Origin of the sequence: Brevibacterium aurantiacum, from assembly GCF_007558825.1 — a bacterium.
In the GTDB taxonomy this organism is placed as follows: Bacteria; Actinomycetota; Actinomycetes; order Actinomycetales; family Brevibacteriaceae; genus Brevibacterium; species Brevibacterium aurantiacum_A.
In genome coordinates this window covers 75799-98482 of the sequence record NZ_VLTK01000001.1, presented here as the reverse complement: position 1 = coordinate 98482, position 22684 = coordinate 75799, and the positions used below count along the sequence as shown (strand labels likewise).

21 protein-coding genes are annotated in these 22684 nt (G+C 63.5%); 11 read left to right on the top strand and 10 right to left on the bottom strand.

Annotated elements, in window-relative coordinates; all coding sequences use genetic code 11:
* The first annotated feature begins 103 nt into the window (after positions 1–103).
* Entirely contained in the window at positions 104–700 is a 597-nt protein-coding gene (locus FO013_RS00510) for a GNAT family N-acetyltransferase (protein ID WP_143920537.1), read from the top strand.
* A gap of 73 nt (positions 701–773) precedes the next feature.
* Positions 774–2711, top strand: coding sequence for a hypothetical protein (locus FO013_RS00505; RefSeq protein ID WP_143920536.1), 1938 nt, complete (start codon positions 774–776; stop codon positions 2709–2711).
* A gap of 66 nt (positions 2712–2777) precedes the next feature.
* Here FO013_RS00505 and FO013_RS00500 read toward each other — a convergent pair whose 3' ends face one another.
* Positions 2778–3290, bottom strand: coding sequence for a putative immunity protein (locus FO013_RS00500; protein ID WP_143920535.1), 513 nt, complete (start codon positions 3288–3290; stop codon positions 2778–2780).
* A gap of 60 nt (positions 3291–3350) precedes the next feature.
* Entirely contained in the window at positions 3351–4148 is a 798-nt protein-coding gene (locus FO013_RS00495; RefSeq protein WP_260847886.1) for an IclR family transcriptional regulator domain-containing protein, read from the bottom strand.
* Positions 4149–4350: 202 nt separating this feature from the next.
* Between FO013_RS00495 and shiA the strand changes: the two genes are divergently transcribed.
* Together shiA and FO013_RS00485 are read left to right on the top strand one after the other, a co-directional pair.
* Positions 4351–5715, top strand: a complete 1365-nt coding sequence (gene shiA, locus FO013_RS00490) for a shikimate transporter (protein ID WP_143920534.1) — start codon at positions 4351–4353, stop codon at positions 5713–5715.
* Positions 5715–6779 carry a zinc-dependent alcohol dehydrogenase gene (locus tag FO013_RS00485; protein WP_143920533.1) on the top strand — a complete coding sequence of 355 codons (1065 nt, stop codon included), beginning with the start codon at positions 5715–5717 and terminating at the stop codon, positions 6777–6779. The genes shiA and FO013_RS00485 overlap by 1 nt, the downstream gene beginning before the upstream one ends.
* A gap of 42 nt (positions 6780–6821) precedes the next feature.
* Here FO013_RS00485 and FO013_RS00480 read toward each other — a convergent pair whose 3' ends face one another.
* Together FO013_RS00480 and FO013_RS00475 are read right to left on the bottom strand one after the other, a co-directional pair.
* On the bottom strand, positions 6822–8279 hold the full coding sequence (locus tag FO013_RS00480) for an NAD-dependent succinate-semialdehyde dehydrogenase (protein ID WP_143920532.1): 1458 nt from the start codon (positions 8277–8279) through the stop codon (positions 6822–6824).
* Between the two features lie 128 nt (positions 8280–8407).
* Positions 8408–9106, bottom strand: coding sequence for a MerR family transcriptional regulator (locus tag FO013_RS00475; protein ID WP_143920531.1), 699 nt, complete (start codon positions 9104–9106; stop codon positions 8408–8410).
* A gap of 110 nt (positions 9107–9216) precedes the next feature.
* Between FO013_RS00475 and FO013_RS00470 the strand changes: the two genes are divergently transcribed.
* A complete protein-coding gene (locus FO013_RS00470) occupies positions 9217–9723 on the top strand; it encodes a DUF2306 domain-containing protein (RefSeq protein WP_143920530.1) in 507 nt (168 codons plus the stop codon).
* Here the strand turns inward: FO013_RS00470 and FO013_RS00465 are convergent.
* Positions 9669–9995 (bottom strand): GNAT family N-acetyltransferase, encoded by a 327-nt coding sequence (locus FO013_RS00465; RefSeq protein ID WP_143920529.1) that lies wholly within the window; start codon positions 9993–9995, stop codon positions 9669–9671. The two genes, FO013_RS00470 and FO013_RS00465, sit on opposite strands and share 55 nt — an antisense overlap.
* A 169-nt stretch (positions 9996–10164) precedes the next feature.
* Between FO013_RS00465 and FO013_RS00460 the strand changes: the two genes are divergently transcribed.
* Entirely contained in the window at positions 10165–10752 is a 588-nt protein-coding gene (locus FO013_RS00460; protein WP_143920528.1) for a GNAT family N-acetyltransferase, read from the top strand.
* 79 nt (positions 10753–10831) lie between these two features.
* On the opposite strand, the gene FO013_RS00455 is transcribed toward FO013_RS00460, so the two are convergent.
* From FO013_RS00455 to FO013_RS00445, 3 genes are all read right to left on the bottom strand, one after another.
* Entirely contained in the window at positions 10832–12199 is a 1368-nt protein-coding gene (locus tag FO013_RS00455) for an SLC13 family permease (protein WP_143920527.1), read from the bottom strand.
* Between the two features lie 148 nt (positions 12200–12347).
* Positions 12348–13688, bottom strand: coding sequence for an NAD(P)/FAD-dependent oxidoreductase (locus FO013_RS00450; protein WP_143920526.1), 1341 nt, complete (start codon positions 13686–13688; stop codon positions 12348–12350).
* Positions 13689–13859: 171 nt separating this feature from the next.
* Positions 13860–14963, bottom strand: a complete 1104-nt coding sequence (locus FO013_RS00445) for a YeiH family protein (protein ID WP_143920525.1) — start codon at positions 14961–14963, stop codon at positions 13860–13862.
* 86 nt (positions 14964–15049) lie between these two features.
* Here FO013_RS00445 and FO013_RS00440 point away from each other — a divergent pair, with 86 nt between their 5' ends.
* The 5 genes from FO013_RS00440 (at position 15050) to FO013_RS00420 (ending at position 20459) form a co-directional block, all read left to right on the top strand.
* Positions 15050–15967, top strand: coding sequence for a LysR substrate-binding domain-containing protein (locus FO013_RS00440; RefSeq protein ID WP_143920524.1), 918 nt, complete (start codon positions 15050–15052; stop codon positions 15965–15967).
* An 83-nt stretch (positions 15968–16050) separates the two neighbouring features.
* The gene (locus FO013_RS00435; protein ID WP_143920523.1) at positions 16051–17208 is read left to right on the top strand and encodes a trans-sulfuration enzyme family protein; all 1158 of its coding nucleotides are present in this window, start codon (positions 16051–16053) and stop codon (positions 17206–17208) included.
* Positions 17208–17777, top strand: coding sequence for a GNAT family N-acetyltransferase (locus FO013_RS00430; RefSeq protein ID WP_143920522.1), 570 nt, complete (start codon positions 17208–17210; stop codon positions 17775–17777). The genes FO013_RS00435 and FO013_RS00430 overlap by 1 nt, the downstream gene beginning before the upstream one ends.
* A gap of 130 nt (positions 17778–17907) precedes the next feature.
* On the top strand, positions 17908–18666 hold the full coding sequence (locus FO013_RS00425) for an enoyl-CoA hydratase (protein ID WP_143920521.1): 759 nt from the start codon (positions 17908–17910) through the stop codon (positions 18664–18666).
* Between the two features lie 161 nt (positions 18667–18827).
* Complete coding sequence (locus FO013_RS00420; protein ID WP_143920520.1) at positions 18828–20459, top strand: long-chain-fatty-acid--CoA ligase; 1632 nt, start codon at positions 18828–18830, stop codon at positions 20457–20459.
* Positions 20460–20604: 145 nt separating this feature from the next.
* On the opposite strand, the gene FO013_RS00415 is transcribed toward FO013_RS00420, so the two are convergent.
* Positions 20605–21570, bottom strand: a complete 966-nt coding sequence (locus tag FO013_RS00415) for a hypothetical protein (protein WP_143920519.1) — start codon at positions 21568–21570, stop codon at positions 20605–20607.
* A gap of 244 nt (positions 21571–21814) precedes the next feature.
* Entirely contained in the window at positions 21815–22678 is an 864-nt protein-coding gene (locus FO013_RS00410; RefSeq protein WP_143920518.1) for a hypothetical protein, read from the bottom strand.
* Between the last annotated feature and the right edge of the window lie 6 nt (positions 22679–22684).

The window sequence follows — 22684 nt, the reverse complement described above, 5'->3', positions numbered from 1 at the left end:
GTCTTCAGCGTCACTGCACCCCAGCATCACCGCGCCCCAGCATCGCTGCACCGATGCAACAGCGGACATTACTGATTGAGCACCCGAGAGCGGAGGCAGCCGTTTGTGGCCAGTCATCCTGACTGATCAGCAGTCCGACATCGTGCTGCGCCCGTTGAATCGGCGCGACGAAAGTCAGTGGCGAGAGGTCCGTCGGCACAACCGGAATTGGCTGCGTCCCTGGGATGCGACGCTGCCGATCCCCGGCCAGCAGCTTCCGGGGTTTCGAAGCATGGTCCGCATGTACGACAAGCAGGCCAAACGGGGACAGTCGGTGCCGCTGGCGATCGAAGTCGGCGGTGAATTCCGCGGCCAACTCACCGTGTCGAGCATCAGCTGGGGATCCATCCTCAGCGGCCAGATCGGCTACTGGATCGATTCGAGAGTTGCCGGCCGCGGCATCACTCCCATCGCCGTTGCCATGGCTGCCGACCACTGCCTCTTCGCGTTGGGGCTGCACCGGATTGAGATCAACATCCGACCCGAGAATACGGCCAGCCTGCGTGTGGTCGAGAAGCTCGGCTTCCGCGATGAGGGGCTGCGTGAGAAGTACATGCACATCGACGGCCGATGGTGTGACCACCGGACGTTCGCCCTGGTCGCCGAGGAGGTTCCGCAGGGAATTCTCGCCGCCTACCGTCACAGCCTGAGAAAGCTGTGAACTTAGCACCTGTTTGACCGACACACCACATCCCTTCACGTCGTTGCCGAACCGGGCACTCTAGGGTTGCAGTGTGGACACCAGCATCATCGTCGTTATCGCCATCATCGTGGTATTCGTCGTTGTCGTGCCCACAATGATCCGCAAGTCAGCGACGGAGCTGTCCCGCGTCGAGATCGACACCGTCCCTGATCAGGCCCAGGTCATCGACGCCGACCCCCAGATCCCTGGCCACGACCACACCGAACGCGCAAGAGTCTTCCACTCCTCGGCCACCATCGAACCAACCGTCCCACGACCCGACGTCGACGAGCTGGCGGGCACACCGAAGCTCAGCCTCTCCGCACAGGCGCCGGAGTTCGCCGTCATCGACGGACACGCAGACTCGAGTTCGACCATAGACACAGAATCCACCACCGCCGAGGCGGACGAGCAGCACCAGCGCAGCCTCCTTCCCGTGGCCGTCGGTGAAACCAGCTCCACCTACCTCGACAGCCACCGCGGCTACGAGGCATCCGCCTCGGCGACGACCGATAACGTTCGGATGTTGCACCCGGCAGTGCACGCCGTGTTCAATCAGTCGCAGCAGGGTTCGAACGGCCCCAGCACGAACGGGCAGGCTTCGACGGCGAGCAGAGGCTCCGAAACCGCCAGCCACCTCGGCGAGCGTTCCGGGACGGTTCCGATCCGGCCGGGGCGGATCCAGCCGCGATCGCCGCAGAGCCGATCCGATGAAGCTGTCACCACAGACAGAACAGAGACAAGCAGACGAGGTACACAGATTCCCAATCCGACTTTCGGAGCCGATGAGGACCATTCGATGACTGAGAAAGCAACGACACTGCGCGAGTCGATGAAATCGCTGGGCACCATGACGCGGGGATTCGGACTGCTCTTCCTCGCCTCCACCCTGGGGATTCTGGTGACGGGCGTGCTTGCGATGTTCTCGGTCGTCCATGTCGCACTGACCGGAGTGTTCCTCGGACTCGTGATCGTCTCCCTGGCCATCGTGCGCACACTCAACCTGCGCAAACGGGAGATCAAGACTCGCCTCCGGGAGCTCGAAAGCCGGAATCCCAAGACCAAGCGCACCGCCCCGAAGAAGAGCACGACGCAGTCGACAAGCGCGGCTGCGAAACCAGCCGCCACCTCAACGCCTGCTGCCCCGAACTCAGCCGCATCGAAGGCACCGAATTCAGCCGCATCGAAGGCACCGAACACCAAGCCAAGTGAGGCCCGGTCGGCAGGATCGACGAAGGCTGCTCAGGCGCGTGCCGTCATGCAGCGCAACGTGAGCGCAAAGCAGAGCAAAGAAGAGGCCGACACCGGCGAGATTCCGCTCGTGCGCATTCGCAACGAAGCTGCAGAAGGACACACCACCCGTCAGGTGCTGCTCACCGGACCGATCCCAATCGTCGAAGAAGCAGCGCCCGACGCCGCAGAAGCACAGGGTGAAGGGGCAGCTGCCGCAGGTTCTGACTCTGTGTCGAAGCCGGCTGCACCCGAGTCGGCATCCGTGATCAAGGCAGACGATTCCGTACCGACCGCGGCCTCGACCCGCGAAGCGGAATCGGCTGCAGAAGCTGAGTCCTCGCCGCACAATGAGTCTGTTGCCGAGAGCGATTCCGCCCAGGAATCCGAAGTCGTCGCGACCGCGTCGAGCGTCGACACCGTCGAGGTCAGCGATCCGTTCATGCAGCGACTGCAGGCACGTGCTGCATGGTCACCGACGCCGCTGCCGGTCCCCAGCTACGTCGATGCCCCACAGATTGAGCATCCGGTCCCCGAAGCGAAGGCAGCGGATGCGTCGTCCTACTCGTCGTATGAGACCAAGGCCCGCAGCCGTGAGGACATCGCGGCTCAGTTCGCCGCCGAACTCGGCTACCGTCCCGAGCTCAGCGACTCGGCTCGTGACGACAGTCCGCTGGAGCACGGTCGCAAGGCGATCAGGACGAACAAAGCTCCCGAGATGGGCGCCGTCGACGACGTGCTCGCCCGACGCCGCGCCTGACTTCGCAGGCAACTGCGCCTGACTTCGCAGGCAACTGCGCTGCGCAGATAACCGTACTTCGCAGATTCAGTCGGTGTCGAAAAGGAACCAGCAGATGGAGTTGCGTCGCCTCTGATCTGCAAGGACGAGTTGGCGTATCTGCCTGGGCAGTCGTTCCCTCTGCCAGTCGCGTTCAGCCTGTCCCGCGCCTGGATCCTCGGGATTCGCGCTGCGTGCGGCTTTGATGGCATAGGCGGCAGCACCAAGATCGTGTTCGGCGACATGACCGACGCAGGCTTCCTGTCCTGCCGAATAGGCTGCGAACCGAGCTGCGCCGCGCAGGGGACGGGCAGCTCCCATGGCGTGTCCTCCTGAGGCGCGCGCCTGCATCATCTTCACGGTGCCGTCAGCCCAAGCGCGGGCCGCAGCCACGGCATCACGGACTCGTGTGTCCTCCGGAGCCTCGCGCTCGAAGAGGTGCAGGACATGTTCGGCGCAGTCGGCTGCCCACAGAGCCAGAAGTCGATGATCAGCATCGGTCAATGTGCCGCCGCGTCGAATCGTCACCATCGTCGGGTCGCGGACCTCGGGCAGAATCATGGATGCTCCGTCATGCGGATGGCTGTCCTGAACGAGGTGGACCCCGTCACCGGGGCCGCCTCAGGCTGAGCGTCCACCGAAGTCCGCTGCAATCGATGCCGCCACCTGCTGCAGGCGGGGTACGAGGTCGTCTTCGATGGAGAGCCCGCGCAGATGAGACGTATGCAGGGACACGTTGAGCGCGGCGAGAGTGTTGTCGCCTCGGCGAATCGGAACAGCCAGCCCGCGGAGACCGTCATCGAGCTCCTGCGACACAAGGCACCAGCCCTGCCTGCGAATCCGGCTGAGTTCGTCACCGAGCTCGGCGGCCGATGACACGGTGTGGTCGGTGAACGGTGAGATCTCAACTCGTTCGAGGAACTGCTCCTGGAACGACTCTGGCAGTTCCGCGATGAGCATCCGGCCCATGGATGTGGCCCAGGCGGGAAGCCTGTTCCCCAGGTTGACGGTGACTGCATGGAGTCGCGGGGCTGCAGCCCGGGCGATGTAGACGACGTCATCTGCATCGAGGATGCTCAACGTCGCGGACTCGTCGAGGTCGAGGGCCAGCTCATTGAGATGCGGTTGGGCGATCTTCGGCAGATCCAAGCCGGCGAGGAAGCCGGCTCCGACGTCGAGGACTCGAGGAGTCAGCGCGAAGTGCGAGCCCTCCGTCGACAGGTAGCCGAGGTCGACGAGAGTGAGGAGGAAGCGCCGGGCTGCGGCCCGCGTCAGATTGGTGGCGGCGGCCACCTCGGTGACGGTGCGATAGGGGGTATCGGCGTTGAAGGCGAGGAGCACGGCCAAGGTCTTCTCGGCGGACTTGACGTAGTGAGGGCTCTGCGACGGTTCCTCGGTGGGACTCAACTCTGACTTCACCTCTCCAGGGTATCTGTCGCAGCGACGCACGTCCTCCGCGGTTGACGGAAGCAACGACCTGGACTATGGTCACACGAACTTACGAGTGTGCGTATAGTGCACATATGTACGTAAAGCGTACATCGTGATAATGTGATCTGCGTTAACTCGAACCGACAGTACTGCCATCGTCCTACGGCTCCACCATTCGAAGGAGAATGCCATGTCCACAGCACAGAATCAGACTGCTGCGAACACCGAGGAACTCAAGCGCGCCAGACGCGCGGCCGTCGGCTCCTTCATCGGCGCAGTGGTCGAGTGGTACGACTTCCTCCTCTACGGCATCGTTGCAGCACTGGTCTTCGGTGAACTCTTCTTCCCCGGCTACAGTGCCCATGCGGGAACCTTGGCAGCATTTGCGACCTTCGGCGTCGGCTTCATCTTCCGTCCTCTCGGCGGCATCATCTTCGGCCACTTCGGTGACAAGCTCGGCCGCAAATCCATGCTCATCTGGACGATGACGATCATGGGCATCGCCACGGCTCTCATCGGATTTCTCCCCACCTACGACGCCGTCGGCTGGTTGGCACCGGCGCTGCTCGTTCTGCTGCGCTGCGTCCAGGGCGTCGCGGTCGGCGGAGAGTGGGGCGGCGCGGCACTCATGGCCGTCGAAAGCGCTCCCTCGAAGTTGCGCGCCTTCTTCTCCAGCGGCGTCCAGATCGGATACTCCTTCGGGCTCCTGATGGCCACTGGCCTTGTCGCGCTCTTGAGTGCCAACTTCTCGCAGGAAGCCTTCCTCGCCTGGGGCTGGCGCATTCCCTTCTTCTTCAGTGCCGTGCTCGTCCTCATCGGCCTCTGGATCCGCTCCGGCGTCCAGGAGTCCGAAGAATACGTCGAGCGTGTGAAGAACGCCAAAGAGGACAAGGTCGCGAAGCTGCCGATCTTCGAGGCCTTCAAACGCTACCCGGCCCAGATCTTCCAGATCATCGGCCTGCGCTTCATCGAGCTGCTGACCATGTACATCGTGACCACATTCGCACTGTCGTACTCGACGGATGAACTCGGACTCGACAGGGCTGTGATGCTCAACATCACCCTGCTGGTCGGCGGACTCGGTATCATCACGATCCCCGCATTCGCCTACCTCTCCGACAAGTACGGGCGACTCCGTGTCTACCTCACAGGCGGCACCGTCGGCCTCGTCTGCGCGATCCCATTCTTCTTCGCCCTCGAGAGCGGCAACATCGTTGCGATCGTCATCTTCGCCGTGCTGCTGATCAACTTTGCCCACGACGCCGTCGTCAGCGTCCAGCAGCCCCTGTTCGCCGAAATGTTCAGCCCGGAATTCCGCTACAGCGGAGCCGGCGTCGGCTACCAGCTGGCCAGTGCCATCGCCGGTGGCTTCACCCCGTTCATCGCGACCTTCCTCGTCGGCGTCGGCAACGGCTCGTGGTATCTCGTCGCCGCGTACCTGGCAGGCGGATGCCTTATCTCGATCGCCATCGCTATGTACCTCGTCCACCAGTGGCGAGTCGAACGCAACGATGAGCGCGCTTCGAAGACTGACGCAAAGGCAATCCAGCTCTGATGCGCACAGCGGAGATCACAGCACCGGACCGCGTCGAGATCCTCGACCGTCCACTGCCCAAGGGGCCTGTGGGCAGCAGTGATCTCCGAGTCCGGATGCTCGCCGTTGGAATCTGTGGAACCGACCAGGGCCTGGCCACCGGCCTGCGCACACCACCCGAGCTTCCGTGGCGGCTGGGCCACGAAGGCATCGGTGAAGTTGCCGAGGTTGGCTCTGGTACCCACGGATTCGCCGTCGGGGATCGGGTGGCTCTCGAGCCGAACATCACTTGCGGCCGGTGCGCGTACTGCAAACTCGGTATCACCTCCGCCTGCACCTCGCGGCTGAGCGCGGGAGTCCTCACCCAGCCGGGCTTCCTCGCCGAGGTGGTCGACCACCCCAGCGAGTTCTGTCATCGACTGCCCCCGGAGATGGCGCTCGAACGAGCAGTGTGCGTCGAGCCTCTCGCCGTCGCTGCCTCGGCGATCCGACGAACGGGACTCGACGGGACAGAGAGCGTCCTCGTGCTCGGTGCCGGCGCCCAGGGGCTGCTCTCGATCTTCACCCTCGTCGCGCAGGGGTATCGCCCATTCGTCAGTGAGCCCAACGGCGGACGTCGCGCGCTGGCGGTCGAACTCGGAGCCCGGGTATTCACACCGGGACAGTGCCCCGCTCCAGACGTCATCATTGACGCCGCCGGAGTGCCTGAGGCCCTCGGTGCCGTCGTAGACCACCTTGCACCGTTCGCAGCGATCACACTGGTCGGAGAAGACCACCACCACCTCGGCGCCTCCAGCTTCAACATCGTGCAGAAGCAGCTGCGCATCAAAGGGTCATTCATCTACGAGCATCCTCGGGACATGGCAGAGGCCGTGGACCTGCTCGACGAGATACCCGCAGAGAAGATCATGGGTCCGGCGCTGGCACTCGACGATGTGCCTGCGGTGTTCGCCGGGAAGGAGCCGCGCAAGGGTGAGAACCCCCAGTCGGGTGTCACCCCGCGGCCCGAGGTCACCTCGAGACCCGAGGTCAAGCAGTGGGTGGACATGCGCCTGCGCACACACAATGCGCATGCCATGCACTGATGCACGACATGCGCGTTGTCTGTGCGCGGGTATTGCGCGGGATCAGGCGCGAGGCAGGGCTACGTACTTGATCTCGAGGAACTCCTCGATGCCCACGCTTCCGCCCTCACGGCCGAGGCCCGACTTCTTCACACCGCCGAATGGTGCGGCCGGGTTGGAGACCAAGCCGGTGTTGAGACCGACCATGCCGACCTGCATCTTGTCGGCCAGGTTCAGAGCGCGCTCGACGTTCTCACTGAACAGGTAGCCGGCAAGACCGAACTCGGTCTCGTTGGCCAGAGCGATGCCCTCCTCATCGGTTTCGAAGGTGACGATGGGTGCGACGGGTCCGAAGATCTCGGTGGTGCGGATCTCGGAGTCCAGCGGCACTTCGGTCATGACGGTCGGGCTGTAGAAGAAGCCCTTGCCTTCGATCTTCGACCCGCCGGTGAGGACCTTCGCGCCCTTGGACACAGCATCATCGACGAGGCCGGCGACCTTATCCAGGGAATCCTGATCGACAAGCGGGCCCACCTCGGTGCCTTCGGAGAGGCCGTTGCCGACCTTCATCGAACCGATGCGCTCGGTCAGCTTCGTCGAGAACTCCTCAGCGACGGAGGAGTGGACGAACAGACGGTTCGCCGAGGTGCAGGCCTCGCCGCCGTTGCGCATCTTCGCCTGGACCGCACCGGTGACGGCCTTATCGATGTCGGCGTCCTCGCAGACGACGAACGGAGCGTTGCCGCCGAGCTCCATCGACGTCTTCATGACATTGTCGGCGGCCTGTTTGAGCAGGCCCACGCCCACCTCGGTGGAGCCGGTGAAGGTGACCTTGCGGGCGATTCCGGACTCCATCCACGGGGTGACCACGCGACGAGCGGATTCGGAGGTGACGACGTTGAGTACACCGGCGGGCAGGCCAGCCTCGATGAGCACGTCGACGAGCATGAGGGAGGTCAGCGGGGTCAGCTTCGCAGGCTTGAACACCATGGTGCAGCCGGCGGCGATGGCTGGGCCGATCTTGCGGGTGCCCATGGCCAGCGGGAAGTTCCACGGGGTGATGAGGATGCAGGGCCCGACGGGCTCGCGGGAGACCATGACGCGGGTCTTGCCATCGGTGGACTGAGTGTATTGGCCGCCGACGCGCACGGCTTCCTCGGAGAACCAGCGGAAGAATTCTGCTCCATAGGTGACCTCGCCCTTGGACTCGGCGAAGGGCTTGCCCATCTCGGCGGTCATGACCGCCGCGATGTCGTCGGCACGTTCGATGAGGAGTTCGAAGGCACGGCGGAGGATCTCAGCGCGTTCGCGCGGCGGGGTGGCGGCCCATGATTCCTGGGTGTCACCGGCGACCTTGATGGCCTCTTCGGCATCGGCTGCCGAGCCGTCTGCGACCGTGGTGATGAGGTCACCGGTCGCGGGGTTCGCAACGTCGATGGTCTTTCCACCCTCGGCATCGCGCCACTGACCATTGATGAACAGTCCGGTGTTGAGCTTGTCGATGATCGGCGTGATGTCCACGACAGATCCTCCTTCGGTTGTCGATGAAGCATGGCCGCCGCTCGCCGGTAGCCACGGTAGGGAGCAGTCGTGATCAGTGTAGTGGTGATATTCGATGCGGGCTATACGGAATTCGTTGTCAGAGACTCTCAGGATTGCGAGCTTCGAGGCACAGCCGACAGCGAAGCATGGACGAGAGCACTGGTCGCCACCAGGAGTCTGTTGTGCATCGTGATCCCGCGAACCACCTCGACGCAGATCAGATCTCTGCTCAGACTGTCGGTGATCGGTGTGGTGTTCCTGGCCGCGATCTCTGTCAATGCCTGAATGTGGCGGAGGATCGTGTCGCGCCCGACGGGATAACCTGAGGCGCTCAATTCCTCGAGCACGCCTGCCATCGATTCCACGGCGGTTGGCGAAATGTCCGGCCAGCCAAGTTCTCGCAGAATGTCACGGATATCGTTCTCGATAGTTTTCGGCGCCGGTTCCACTGCCGTTGCAGGTTGAGGTTCAGGCTCAGGTTCAGGCTCGGAATGCGAGGATGAGCCGGCTGTGGACTTCAGGACATTGCTCGCCTCCAGGGCAAGCCTCTGGCAGATGCCCATCAGTTCGATGTTCTCCAAGGACTCGTCATCGATGGCCCGAGTCAGTGCGGCGATGGACTCGATGGGGGAGCCGAGCTCCCGGCGCAGGCAGGTGATGAGGCCGAGGCGGTCGACGTGAGCTTGGGAGTAGTCGGCCGTGGTCGCGTTGCGCTTGAGGCCGGGAAGAAGGACGCCGACGTGGATGTAGTACTTGATGCTGGCGGTCGACACTCCGGATTCTCGGGCCAGGGCACTGAGTTTCATACGGGTCCCCAATCGGCAGAAGCGGCAGCGTGGCGGCACCTGGCTTGGATAGCAATTCGGGTTCCGCTATCTACGTTGCCGCCCTTGGTTAGTGAAACTATCTTAGGTCTATGACGACGATGTTCATAGCAATCCACGCTCTTGCCGCCTCTGGCGTTGTGCTCTTGGCCCCTGTCCAGATCATCCGGCGGACCAAGGACCGTCGGCACAGATGGATCGGGCGATCATGGGTCATCCTCATGTACCTCGTGTGCGTGAGCGGAATGTTCATCTACACCCTCAGCGGAAGGTTCACGATCTTCCACGCGCTCGCGATCTTCACCTTCGGGACCACGACCCTAGGAGTCATTGCGATCCGGCGAGGAGACATCCGCAGGCACATCGGGATGATGGTCGGATCATGGCTCGGCGCGCTGACGGCGGGCGCCTTCGCTGCGATCATTCCGGGCAGGGAGATACCGCAGCTGGCGGTAGACGATCCAGGTCTGCTGTGGGGCGCCGTTGCAGCAATCGTCATCGCCGCTACGGTCTGGGTCGGCTACGTTCTCAAATGTGTGCCAGCTCAGGCACGCAGCTCGTCGAATTCGGGATTCTTGCGAAAGAACTCCATGACATAGGAGCATGTCGTACGGAACTTCAGGTCCGCCTCGGCGCTGGTCTCGAGGGCGAAGCGGACCAGATGTGCGGCGATGCCGCGGCCACCATATGCAGGGGACACCTCGGTGTGGGTGAACGTCCGCACGCCAGATTCGGACGAGTCATCCGGACTGGCCGCGCGGTCGATGTAGTCGAGGTGTCCGATGACCTTGTCGTCGTGGCTCACCGTGAAGCGAGACGCCGCGATGTCCTGGGCAAAGGTGTACGTCTCGTCCGAGATCTCGAGGTCCATGAACACTCCTTAAGGTGAAGGCGTCGGTCATCCCCATGCCAGCACGTGGATGAGTCAGTCCTGATAAATGAAACTATAGTTGGGTTCCCCACCGAGCGACTAACCTATTGAGCAACCCGTTCTTTCGGCCGTACACGGCGACGGTCAGACATCCTCAAGGAGCCGACCTATGTCCTCTTACGCACCCGCCACCATGGTCGATGCTCACAAGCTGATCCTGCACGAAACAGGCTTCGAAGTCAGCGAACTCAGCCTCGATGACATCGACGACTACGTTGAACTCGTCGCCTCCGCCTACCGTGGAGAGCCTTCGAAACAGGGGTGGACGACCGAGGCGGATCTGCTCAGCGGTCAGCGACTCGACGCCGATATGGCCCGCGAGATGCTCGCCGAGCCCGATGCGTCGATGATCCTCGTCCGGTCTGCCGAAGGGCAGGCCGTCGGCAGCGTCTACCTGCGCGAACCCGTCGACGGAATCGCCTACCTCGGCGTGCTCGCGGTCTCCCCGCTGGGGCAGGGGCAAGGCGTGGGATCGGCACTGATGAACCTCGCCGAGGCATGGGTGATCGAACGCTGGAACGCTCACTCCCTGCGAATGAGCGTCATCAACAAGCGCGCCGAGCTCATCGCCTACTACGAGCGCCGCGGCTACGAACGAACCGGAGAGGTCGAACCCTTCCCCTACGGAGACGACCGGTTCGGTGTGCCGCTCGTCGACGACCTCGAATTCGTCGTTCTGGTCAAGCCGCTGAGCTGAGAGACACCATCTGCATCGTGGGAACCGTGCTGAGAACAGTCACTGTGGTCCGGGCGACTCAGCGGCCCGGACCACAGCCTCAGAAGAACATTGCCGGGACGACGAGACCGCCGACGAGGACGATGGGGCCGATGATGACCATCGACATGCCGAACTTCACAAGGATGCGCGTGAGTCGTGCCTTGTGATCCTGTGGAGCCGTGGCCACGACCGTGGCACCCAGCGTCGAGAACGGTGAGACGTCGACGACGGCCGAACACACGCCCAGGGCCGCGATGAGCGCCCAGCCGGGGACTCCGCCGGCGGCGATGAGGGGCAGCGCCAGCGGCACGAGTGCAGCGAGGATGCCGGTCGTCGATGCGAACGCTGAGACCAGACCGCCGACGATGCAGAGGACGAAGGCTGCGATGAGCGGCGAACCGATGGCCTCGGCGCCCTCACCGAGCAGGTCCACAGCACCCATCGTCTCCAGTACGCCGACGAAGGTGATGATGCCGCCGACGAGGAGAACGGTCGACCAGTCGATCTTGGGCAGCGCGGCCTTACCGGTCTTGGGATCGGCGAGCGAGAGGATCGCACCGAAGAAGAAGCACAGCAGACCGATATCGGGTTCCTTGCCGAAGGCGGCCAGGACGACGACCGAACCGATGAGTCCGACCATGAGGACGACGGTGAGGATCTGCACGAAGGAGAAGGGACCCGATTCGGAACTCGCCGAGGTGCTGGATGAGTCGAAGAGCGCTTCGTCCTCCTCGTCCTCACCGAAGGCCACCTTCGTCGCGGAGGCAGATCCGCGGGAGATCGTCGAACCGGAGTGCGCGGAGCCGGCTGCTGCCATGGCGGATTTACGCCCGAAGAGCGTGCGACCGAACATGAAGTAGGCGACTGCGAGCATCACGAGGTAGACGACGACGGCGATACCGAAGAGCAGGAACGGCGACAGATCGATTCCCGCATCGTGGGCGGTGCTGTAGGTGACGATGCCGTAGAGGCTGGTCGGAGCGAATCCGCCGGCGCCGATGGCGAAGCAGATCGCCAAGCCCATCAGCGCATAGTCGACCCCGTACTTGCGGGCTACCTGCATACCCACCGGCATCATCACGAGACCGGCCAGGGGTGCACCCATTGAAGCGATGCCGGCTGTGATGACGAAGAAGACGATCGGGAGGAGGACGGCAGAGGACCCGACCTTCTCCAGCGCCCAGTCGATGATCTTGTCGACGGTCCCGTTCTCCTGCGCAATGGCGAAGAAGTAGGTGACCCCGGCCAGCAGGATCATGATGGAGAGCGGGAACTCGGCGATGATGTCGTCGACGGTCATGTCTGTCAGGAACAGGCCGGTTCCGGCGGCGCCGACGAGCATGAGCACGCCGATCTGCACACCGCGGATCGCGCCGATTGCGAACAGAGCGATGAAGATCGACAACGCAATGATTTGAAGGAGCATGATTTCCCCATTTAGGCTGAAATTTCGCTGAGCGAAACTGAATGACTCGCTGAGCGACACTACCAGCTCAGTCGCGACAGTCGCGGTTACCACCAGGGGGAAGGCGGCAATTTCCCAAATATCGGAACGTGAACGTGGAGTGCTGAGATCAGCCCATGACGTTTCCGCTTGTCCCAGCCGGAGACCTCAGGCGAGAGAAGGTACCCAGGTTCAGTTCTCCTCCTGTGTGCTGAAGAGCAATCCGGACCGGGTCACGGTCGTGGTCATGACCGCGCTCGACGGCGTCGATGAGTTCTGCCATGGCCTCGCCGACCATCGGAGCATTCTTGAACTGGTTGCCGCTGGTCCCGATCGCCTGATAGAAGCCGTCCGCCTCGGAACGGTCGTAGATGGGAGTCCAATCGGCGGACGCATCGTAGACGCCGACAACTCCACGGGCCCGGTTCGGGATCGTGATGTCGTTGAAGCGTTTGGCCGCTCGCAGAGCCTGCGTCTCGAACTGCTCGGGACGAACACTCATCGAAACAGTGTCGGGGTCCTCGACCCACTCCAGCTCATCGCACTCTGGTTCCGAGCCTCCGATGAGCAGCTGACCGCCCACCTCGGCGCGCATATAGGTGCCGATGCCGGCATCGAGGAGTGCAGGAATCGGAGTGCCGTCGCTGCGGATGACGGTCGATTCCGCCGGCAGAGTATGGACTTCTTGGCGCAGGGGAGTCAGTGTGACTCCGTGGTCGGATCCGACACCGGCGAGCTCGTTGAACCGCGATGACCAGGGCCCGGCCGCATTGACCACGACGTCGGAGTCGAGAACCCGACCGTCGGAGAGGTTGAGCGTCCACGCCGCGCTTGGCTGACCGGTGACGCTGTCTTTGGGGCGGATGCCGGAGTCACTGTGGTGCACGCCGATGACTTCGGCGTTATAGAGGAACTGGGCGCCGTGTCGTTTCGCAGCGCGAGCGAAGTTCTCCGTTGCCAGTACAGGATCGGAGATGTACCCACCATCCGGCGTGTACAGTGCCGTCGCTGCCTCGTCGCTGTCGTCGAGGAACGCCGGATCATCGGGGCGCACGGGTGGATAGTGATTCGAGGTATCGACGCCGGGCAGCTCCCGGGCGAGGTCGGCCGCGTCCCAATCTGCGTAGGGGATCGAGAGATCCACGAAGTCTGTGCGGATGGTGCTCGGGAGCAGCCCGGGTATGTCGATGACGGCCATGCCGGTGCGGATGAAGTCCGCGACTGGCTCTGATTCCGGTGCCTGAACATGGTCGCGCAGGTTCTCCCAGAGGTGCTTCGACTCCCAGGCCATGGCAATGGAGTCCCGCAGCGAATAGGTGAAGCGAACGATCGCGCTGGTGGCCCCGGTAGAGCCCTGCGCCGGGCCGGATTTCTTGTCGACGACGGTGACCGCGTATCCGCGTCTGGCCAAGGCGAACGCGATCGATGCTCCCATCACGCCACTGCCGACGACTATCGCGTTCTCACTCATTGCAGCACCCTTTGCCTGAATCATGGTTCGACTTCGCAATCATCGTAACCAGAACGGGTCGTCCGCAGAAGGAGCTTCCAGCATGTGTGCACTGAGCCCGGTACTCAAGGTGGCGTTCGTCGTTCAGATCGGCATCAAGAGCTCGGCTCGGCTCAGTGAACAGCCCGGAGCTCAGGTCAGCAGCAGGGCACCGCCGAGCCCGATCACGGCGACGATGAGAGTCGTCGTCGCTGCCAGGCCGATCGGACCGGCGCCGAGGTTGCGCAGCGAACGCCATTGGACCCCGCGGCCGAGGGCGAACATCGCCATGGCCAGGCACACGGTCTGGATCCAGCCCAGACCGGAGACCGCGAAGTTCGGCAACAGGCCGAAGGTGCGCAGGCCAGCCATGAGGAGGAATCCGAGGACGAACAGCGGCACGATGGGCGGACGCTTCGTCGCAGGTGCCGAGGATCCGGCGGTCGACGAAGATGTCGACGAAGACTGAGGGGCCACCTCGGCGGGGGAATGAGACGATGCCTCGTTCCGTGACATCGCGGCGGGGGAAGCCATCGCTGCCCGCTCGCGACTCTCCTTGCGGCGCATCACCATGCTGAGCACGGCGACGGTCGGGGCGAGCATGATGACGCGGGAGAGCTTGACGAGGACCGCAACCTGCAGGGCCGCGGGACCGATGATGCCGCCGATCGCGACGACCTGCGCGACCTCGTGCGTGGACGCCCCACCCCACATGCCGGCGGTGTCCTGGGCCAACCCGATGGCGACACTCAGCGAGGGGATCACGGCGATCATCAACGTGCCGAAGAGGACCACGAGACCGATCGCCGCGACCACATCCTCCTTCTTCGCCTTCAGCGTCGACTCGATCCCGGCGACCGCGGCGGCTCCGCATATGCCGAACCCGCAGCCGATGAGCAGCGCGAGATTCGAATCGACGCGGAACGGACGCGCCAGCAGAAGACCGGAGACGATGCCGACTGCGACGACGACCGCGGCGAGGACGAGGACCAGCCAGCCGAGATCGAGGATATCGCCGAGCACGACCTGCGCACCGAGGGCCACAATGCCCAGACGCAGGAGGGGTTTGGCCGCGAAGTCGAGACCGGGACGGAAGATCTGCGGCAATTCGGGGAGCACATTTCCGACGATGATTCCCAAGACGATGGCGATGAGCAGCGGGGAGAGGACGGGAGCCACCATCGAGACGGGCCACGCGATGGCTGTGGCTGCTGCGGCGACTCCCAAGCCTGGGAGGAGGCGGACGATGCGGTTCATGAGTTCAGTCTGTCAATCGGTTTGGGTTTTCGGTAGACGGCATTGTTCGACCGACCCATATGGCGCTGATATGGCAGAATTGGGGCATGCGAGACCTCAGCAGAATGCAGGACTGGCCCGAGCTTCCGGCTCTGGGGCTGCTGGTGACGCTGAGCGCCAGCGCCCAGTCCATCGGGCAGGCCGCCGCGGCGATGGGCCTTGCCCAGCCGAATGCCTCGCGCAGTCTGCGCAACCTCGAACGGGACCTCAAGGTGCCGCTGCTGAGGCGCTCGCCACAGGGCACCCAGCTCACCGCCGAAGGCCACGCCGTTGCCCAGTGGGCCTCGAAGGTCATCGACGCCTATGCCGATCTCAACGCTGGCACTCGAGCCATCCAGGACGCGCGGGCCGGTACTGTGCGCGTGTCCGCCTCGCTGACCGTGGCCGAATACCTGCTGCCCCGGTACTTGACGACGTTCACGTCGACTCACCCCGACATCGATGTGGGCCTGGCGGTCGAGAACTCCTCCGCAGTCATCGCCTCCGTGCGAGAGCAGCGCTGCGACCTCGGCCTCATCGAGTCCGTATCCCTGCCCCAGGATTTCCCCGCCGAGGTGGTCGGCCATGACCGCCTCATGATCGCCGCCGCACCCGCCTTCGCCGATGCCTGGACTGCTCCGATCGCCGCCGAGGCGCTGGCCGAAGTTCCGCTGCTGGTCAGGGAGGTCGGTTCGGGAACGAGAGAAGTTCTCGACGCCGCGTTGGCGCAGTTCGGCGGGGCACATGTGGCGGGGGAGTACGGGTCGAACTCGGCGCTGAAGATCGCAGCGGCCACCGGCATCGCACCGGTCGTGCTCTCTGAGCTGGCCCTGCGCGATGATTTCCGTGCCCAACGCCTAGTGCCGCTGCCGGTGCGGGCCGAAGTCGCCCTCGAACGCGAGCTGCACGCGGTGTGGTCACCCAGGCGACGACTTTCCGCCGGAGCCAGAGCACTGCTCGAGCACATGATGCGCGTGCACGGCTGAGGCGTCACTGCTAAGACTGAGGCGTCACTGCCACGACTGAGACATCGGTGCGGAGCGGTCGGCACTCGGCATATATTGGGACGATGACCTCACGAGATTTCTCCCACGCACCAGAAACCGTCCTCGTTGAAGCGGGTCGTCCGCACCGTTCGAACGGTTCGTCGGTGAACCCTCCCATCGAACTGTCCTCGACCTTCGTCGGCAGCGGAGAGATCGACCATTCCGACCATGTCTACGGGCGATTCTCGACTCCGGCCTGGACCCCGTTCGAAGAGGCACTGGCCGAACTCGAACATGCCGAACTGCCCGGACTGGTCTTCGGATCGGGTCTGGCGGCGATCGCCGCTGCGCTCAGCCTGGTCCCACGTGGCGGTACTCTGATCATGCCCCAGCACTGCTACCAGGGGTCACTTGAGTCCGCGGGCGAGGTCGCCGAGCGCAGCGGATTCGACTTCGTCACCGTCGACATCGCCGACACCGCGGCCGTCGTCACCGCACTCGATGACGTTGCTGCCGCCTCGGCGGTGCTGTGGATCGAATCTCCGACCAATCCGATGCTCGAAGTCGCTGACACGCCCGCACTCATCTCCGCTGCGTGCGATCGCGGCATCCTGACCGTTGTCGACAACACCTTCGCGACTCCGCTCCTGCAGACGCCGCTTGATCTGGGCGCGGACATCGTCGTCCACTCCGTCACAAAGTACCTCGCCGGGCACTCGGATGTCGTCCTCGGTGCGGCGCTGACCAGTAACGAAGACCTCCACAAGCGGCTTCATAGTGAACGCTCACTGCGCGGAGCCATCGCCGGACCATTCGAGGTCTGGCTGGCGCTGCGGGGCCTGCGGACACTGTCGGTGCGCATGGAACGAGCCCAGGCCAATGCGGCGCTGATCGCCGAACGGCTGAGCTCGCACCCCAACGTCGTCGAGACCCGCTACCCGGGTCTGCCCGGCGACCCCGGGCATGAGCGTGCATCAGCGCAGATGTCGGGATTCGGTGCGGTGGTCGCCTTCTGCACGGAGACTGCGCAGCAGGCCACCGCCGTCGCCGAGGCAGTCCGGGTGTGGACGCCGGCCACCTCCCTGGGTGGAGTGGAATCCCTCATCGAACGCCGTCGGCGCAATGCCTCGGAACCGGAGTCGGTCCCCGAGGGGCTGCTGCGTCTGAGCGTGGGCATTGAGCACGCCGACGACTTGTGGAACGACCTCGACGCGGCCATCTGTGCTGCCCACGGCGCCTGATGACAGAGCCGTTCGTGCTTGACCGCCCGGGGCTTCAGGACCTGGACGAGGTGTTCGAGATCTACAGCGACCCCCGCGTGTGGGCACATTTTCCCAGCGGTCGGATGATCAAGCGGGAGGAGGCCGAGGCGTACCTGCTGACCCGCATCGCTGATTGGGAGATCGACGGGCTCGGATCATGGATCGTCCGTGAGTCGGAGGACGGCCCGGTGCTGGGGATGTGCGGCTGCGGCGTCAGGCGCATGCCCTTGGCTGATGAGTGGAACCCGGATCGGATCGAGGCCTATTGGAACCTGGGGTACCGCTTCCGCCCCGAGGCCCAGGGCCGCGGCTATGCCAGTGAGATCTCTCGTCTGGCCGTTGCTCGGGCCCAGGAGCTCAAGCCTGAACTGCCTGTCATCGCCTACCTCCTCGAGCACAATGCGGCCTCACGGAAAGTGGTCGAGAAGGTCGGTCTGAGTCTGCAGCATCGAGCTCCCGACGCGGGCAATCCCGATCCGCAGGCGATGCGCCTGGTCTACGCAGACCGGCCCCTGACCGGGACCCAGCTGGCGGCTGCGCTGATCTGAGGGGGCCGTGGCTCAAGGGGTCTGATTGCGCTGGGGGTCGGCGGCTGAGACGTGTGACCCAGATCAACTTATCGTGCGTTAAAGTTGGGGTGAAAGATCAGACATCCAGCGCCAACCAAGAGGAGTCGCTTTGACCTCGAGTGTTCTCACCGACCTGCGAGATGGGGTCGTGACTGTCACGATCAATCGTCCCGAAAGCCTCAACGCGCTGACCAGGGAGACCCTTGAGGGGGTCGGGGAATCCGTCGCCAAGGCGGCCACCACGGCCCGCGCGCTCATCATCACCGGCAATGACCGGTCCTTCAGCTCAGGTGCCGACCTGCAGGGGTCCGTGCAAGGGGGAGGGCTCGGACTTGATCGGGCCAATGCCATCATCCGATCGCTTATCGATCTGCCGATTCCGACCATCGCCGCGGTCTCGGGCCCGGCCGCGGGAATCGGCTGCTCCCTGGCCCTGGCCTGCGATTACACCGTGATGAGCGAAGAGTCCTATCTGATGCTGGCCTTCACCAAAATCGGGCTCATGCCCGACGGCGGGGCAACAGCACTCGTGGCAGCCTCGGCGGGCCGGCATCGAGCCATGAAGATGGCCCTGACGGCTCAGAAGGTGTGGGCGAAGGAGGCCGCGGATTGGGGCCTGGCCAGCCTGGTCACTCCGGCAGGCGAGCACGTGAGCCGGGCGCAGGAGATTGCGGCGCAGTGGGCTCAGGGCGCACCCCTGGCCTTCGCGGCCTCGAAAGAAGCCATCAACGCAGCGACACTGACCGAACTCGACGATTCATTCGATCGGGAGCTCAAGGGGCAGACGGACCTGCGGGCAAGTAAGGACTTCGCCGAAGGTGTCGCCGCATTCATTGAGAAGCGCGGGCCGAACTTCAGCGGGGAATAGCCGACGGGCCCGAAACTCGACGCCCACACGTTTCTAATTGGTAACGTTGCGGCGAAAGTTGTGAGCGGAATCACTTGCCAGGATAGTCTGACGATGAAAATAGTCCGGATATCTGCACGGCACCTCCACCCCAGCACGACCACCATGACCAAAGGAGTCTCATGCTTACAGGCATTCCATCCACTCTCGGTGACAGTTACCAGCTCAATACCACCACACTGATCCGCCATGCAGCGACCTTCTTCGGCGAATCAGAGGTTGTCTACCGCCGCTCGGACGGGTCCTGGGGCCGCTCCGACTACGCCGATGAGTACAAGCGGATGGCCCAGCTGGCACATGGTCTGGATGAACTCGGCGTGGGCGCAGGCTCCATGGTCGGCGTCATCGACTGGAACTCCCGCCGTCACCTCGAGCTGTACTTCTCGGTCCCCGGCGTGGCCGCAACGATGCTCCAGCTCAATCTGCGACTGGCCCCCGAGGACCTCGCCTACGTGGTCAGCCACTCGAAGTCCGACTGGATCTTCGTTGACGAATCACTCCTCCACGTCGCCGAGGCACTCGCCCCGAAGCTCGACGTCAAGGGCTGGGTCGTCATGACCGACAAGCCGGCATCCGAGATCGAGACTACCCTGGACAATGTCGTCTTCTACGAAGACCTCATCGCCGACAAGCCTGAGACCTACGACTGGCCCGTCGTCGACGAGAAGACCGCTGCTTACGCCGGCTATACGACCGGAACCACAGGTCGACCCAAGGGCGTCTACTACTCCCACCGCTCGATCTACCTGCACACGATGGGCGGACTGGCAGCGCTGCAGGCGACCTTCGACGACTGCGTCATGCCGATCACCCCTATGTTCCACGTCCTCTCCTGGGGCTTCCCGCAGAACGCAGTGGCGGCAGGCGCCAAGCTCGTCCTGCCCGGCAAGTTCGCGGCCGAAGAATTCGGCGCCATCGGCCAGGCCTTCATCGAAGAGAAGGTGACCCTGGCCAACGGTGCGCCGGCGATCTTCACCCCGATGCTGGCGATGATGAAGAACATGCCCCAGCCGCCTGACCTGAGCGGGGTCCGCCTCGTCTCCGGATCCTCCGAACCGCCGCTGTCGATGATGCGCGGGTTCAAGGAGATCACCGGCGCCGAGGTGATCCACGGGTACGGTGCCACCGAAACCACTCCGCTGGCCACCACGAACTGGCGTATCAAGTCCGGCATGAACCTCAGCGAAGAGGAGAAGTGGGACCTCAAGCGCTACCAGGGTCTGCCGATCATCGGCGTCGATCTCAAGATCGTCGACCCGACGGGTCAGGAGATGCCTCGCGACGGGAAATCCGTGGGCGAGATCGTCATGCGCGGCCCATGGATCACTGAGTCCTACTACCAGCTGCCCGACAATGCGGACCGGTTCATCGACGGCTGGTGGCGCTCAGGAGACGTCGGTGTCATCGATGCCCACGGCTACCTCAAGATCACCGACCGGCTCAAAGACGTCATCAAGTCCGGCGGCGAGTGGATCTCCTCGATCGATATGGAAAACGCGATCCTCGACAGCCCCAACGTCAAGGAAGCAGCCGTCATCGGCGTCCCTGATGAGAAGTGGGATGAGCGTCCAGTGGCCTATGTCGTGGCCGATGACGGCGCCGAGGTGACCCGTGAGTCCATTATCGAAACGCTGAGCGAGCGCTTCGCCAAGTGGCAGATGCCAGACGAAGTCAACGTCGTTGAGGAGATGCCTCGCACCTCGGTCGGCAAGCTCGACAAGAAGCTGCTGCGCAAGAACTGGGAAGAGAAGTAGGGCTCTCAGACCTGTGACATGAAGGCCAACTTATGGGCTGAGAGCTCGATACAACGGCGGAGCGCCGAGGCACCTGTGTACGCACCGGCGCCTCGGCGCTCCGCCGTTGTTACGAGAGGTTGCTCCGGGGGGAGCGTCGAGAGTTCTAGGGGTTGTCGAGCGCCGAGGTGATGGCCCAGCTGATCTGAGCAAAGACGTTGGGTCGGAAGAGATCGCCGAATGTCAGGTTGAAGACGCGGAATCCGGCGTTGACGAGGTTCATATTGCGTTGGTGGTTCTCACGGGCGGCGTCGTCTGGGCCACTTGGGTGCATGTAGTACTTGCCCACTCCATGGACTTCGACGATGACCGATGCCCTCTCGTGTCGAAAGTCGTTCCTGCCGATGAACTTGCCAGTCGGCGAATAGGTATTGACCTGAGGGGTCATTCCAGTGATGCCATGACGGTGGAATTTGACCGCGCAGAAGGCCTCCGCATTGGATTCATAGGCGGCATGGGACAGACAGAGCGCCAACCTGGCTCGTCTGAGGCCCCGAGCTCCCGCGGAGAAGAATGACTTGAGTTCCTCTTTGGCAATTCGTTTCGCTCGCAACGCCTCCGAGATCAGCGGCACCGATACTTCCAGCGGGTGATCAAGCGCGATGTCGGCCAGTGTTCTGGGCAGGCTGGTCACGGTGTAGCCGAGGCTTCGATCGACATCCTCGGCGGCAATGGCACGAGCATAGAACGCCAGATCCGGGTAGTTGCGAGAGTATGCGCTTCTCGAGATCTCGACCCTTTTCGTCCCGGTGAGAACAGGATCCAGACCATGGATCAGTGCCGCGGAGACATGAGAGAAGACATCGCCTGGCAGCACCGAGGCTCGTCGAGATGCAATGCGAATCCGCAGCTCCTCGGCTTCGTCCCTGATGTCGCCGTGGAATTGGGGAAACGTGGTTCCGGGCTCCTGCGCAAGCCCCCGGATGGTCTCGAAGTGCGAGCGGGGGCAATCGGATATGAGGATGTAGTAGCCGCGACGTACTCTGCGCAGACAGCAATTCAATGCCGCAGCAAGGTCGGGGCGAGGCATATCGAGTTCGGCGAGGTCATTGCGCGTCGCAATCCGGAACATATTACGATTATGCCCACCTCAACCATCAAACGCAATCAAATCGCATCAAATGACATCAAGGAAGCATTTCAAGCCCAAACCAACCAGCCCAAACCAACCAGCCCAAACCAACCAGCCCAGCCCCAGCAAGTCCCAGCCCAACCCAGCCCCAGCTGGCTCTGCCGAGACAACGGTGGAGGGCCGAGACTACCTTGCGGACGCAGGTGCCGCGGCGCTCCGCCGTTGTCTCGAAGCACGAGCGGTTCTACGGGTGGTGGAGCAGGTACGTTCCGCCCTTGAGGCAGGTATCGAGGACCCAGCCGTCGGCGACGAGCGCGGTCAGCGAATCGCGCAATGCCTTCCGCCACCGTGAGGCGAGCTCGGCATCCTGGCCGCGCAGCGTCTCGATGTCGGAGGGAATGTCGAGGGAGACCAGACTGGCTTCCTTGGGCACCTCGGCAACCAGCGGCTCACCGTTGTCGTCACTGCGCAGACATTCGAAGGCATCGTCCGCCTCGGCGAGCGTGGCCCTGGCCGGCTTGTCGAGCGGCCACGATACGACCATGCGGTCGCTGGCCTGACCGGCATTGACGCCGTCGCGCATCTGCCCGTAGAAGTCCTCGAGGTATTCGACCATTCTTACCCCCAGGCGCTGGAAGTTGAAGTAGGCGTTGCGTGCCACCAGTGGATCGAAGGTCCAGGTCATCTCCGTGATGCCGAGGTTGAGACACCATAAGCGCTGATGCAGCTTCATCGCCGATCCGGCGCCGCGGCCGATGATCTGGTGCCGCACACCGGCGATGTGTGAGTGCATGAGCGTTCCCAGCGGTTGGCCGAAGAAGCCGATCGTCACCCCGATCATCTCGTCGGGTTCGTCGAGGCTGTAGGCGGCCGAGACATAGTTTCCCGCATGGGCGAAGGCGACGATGAGTCCGGGCTCGAGCACATTGGTGCCCGTCTCGTCGACGCTCCACACCTCGTCGAGCAGGAGGGCGGCTTCGGCGGCCTCGGCGGCGGTGTGGATCTCGCGCACCTCGATCCGGGCGGCGTCAGCTGCGGCCGCATACTCATCCTCGGCCAGGGCAATGATCTCCGAGTCCACTGTGGTCAATCCTTCGCGCGGTGTCATGGTGAC

Excerpts from the sequence above, each read along its gene's own strand:
- FO013_RS00415 (WP_143920519.1), bottom strand. The coding sequence starts at position 21,570 with ATGTTCCGGATTGCGACGCGCAATGACCTCGCCGAACTCGATATGCCT.
- FO013_RS00475 (WP_143920531.1), bottom strand. The coding sequence starts at position 9,106 with ATGAAACTCAGTGCCCTGGCCCGAGAATCCGGAGTGTCGACCGCCAGC.
- FO013_RS00455 (WP_143920527.1), bottom strand. The coding sequence starts at position 12,199 with ATGCTCCTTCAAATCATTGCGTTGTCGATCTTCATCGCTCTGTTCGCA.
- FO013_RS00420 (WP_143920520.1), top strand. The coding sequence starts at position 18,828 with ATGCTTACAGGCATTCCATCCACTCTCGGTGACAGTTACCAGCTCAAT.
- FO013_RS00450 (WP_143920526.1), bottom strand. The coding sequence starts at position 13,688 with ATGAGTGAGAACGCGATAGTCGTCGGCAGTGGCGTGATGGGAGCATCG.
- FO013_RS00500 (WP_143920535.1), bottom strand. The coding sequence starts at position 3,290 with ATGATTCTGCCCGAGGTCCGCGACCCGACGATGGTGACGATTCGACGC.
- FO013_RS00470 (WP_143920530.1), top strand. The coding sequence starts at position 9,217 with ATGACGACGATGTTCATAGCAATCCACGCTCTTGCCGCCTCTGGCGTT.
- shiA (WP_143920534.1), top strand. The coding sequence starts at position 4,351 with ATGTCCACAGCACAGAATCAGACTGCTGCGAACACCGAGGAACTCAAG.
- FO013_RS00430 (WP_143920522.1), top strand. The coding sequence starts at position 17,208 with ATGACAGAGCCGTTCGTGCTTGACCGCCCGGGGCTTCAGGACCTGGAC.
- FO013_RS00460 (WP_143920528.1), top strand. The coding sequence starts at position 10,165 with ATGTCCTCTTACGCACCCGCCACCATGGTCGATGCTCACAAGCTGATC.
- FO013_RS00445 (WP_143920525.1), bottom strand. The coding sequence starts at position 14,963 with ATGAACCGCATCGTCCGCCTCCTCCCAGGCTTGGGAGTCGCCGCAGCA.
- FO013_RS00410 (WP_143920518.1), bottom strand. The coding sequence starts at position 22,678 with ATGACACCGCGCGAAGGATTGACCACAGTGGACTCGGAGATCATTGCC.
- FO013_RS00465 (WP_143920529.1), bottom strand. The coding sequence starts at position 9,995 with ATGGACCTCGAGATCTCGGACGAGACGTACACCTTTGCCCAGGACATC.
- FO013_RS00435 (WP_143920523.1), top strand. The coding sequence starts at position 16,051 with ATGACCTCACGAGATTTCTCCCACGCACCAGAAACCGTCCTCGTTGAA.
- FO013_RS00485 (WP_143920533.1), top strand. The coding sequence starts at position 5,715 with ATGCGCACAGCGGAGATCACAGCACCGGACCGCGTCGAGATCCTCGAC.
- FO013_RS00440 (WP_143920524.1), top strand. The coding sequence starts at position 15,050 with ATGCGAGACCTCAGCAGAATGCAGGACTGGCCCGAGCTTCCGGCTCTG.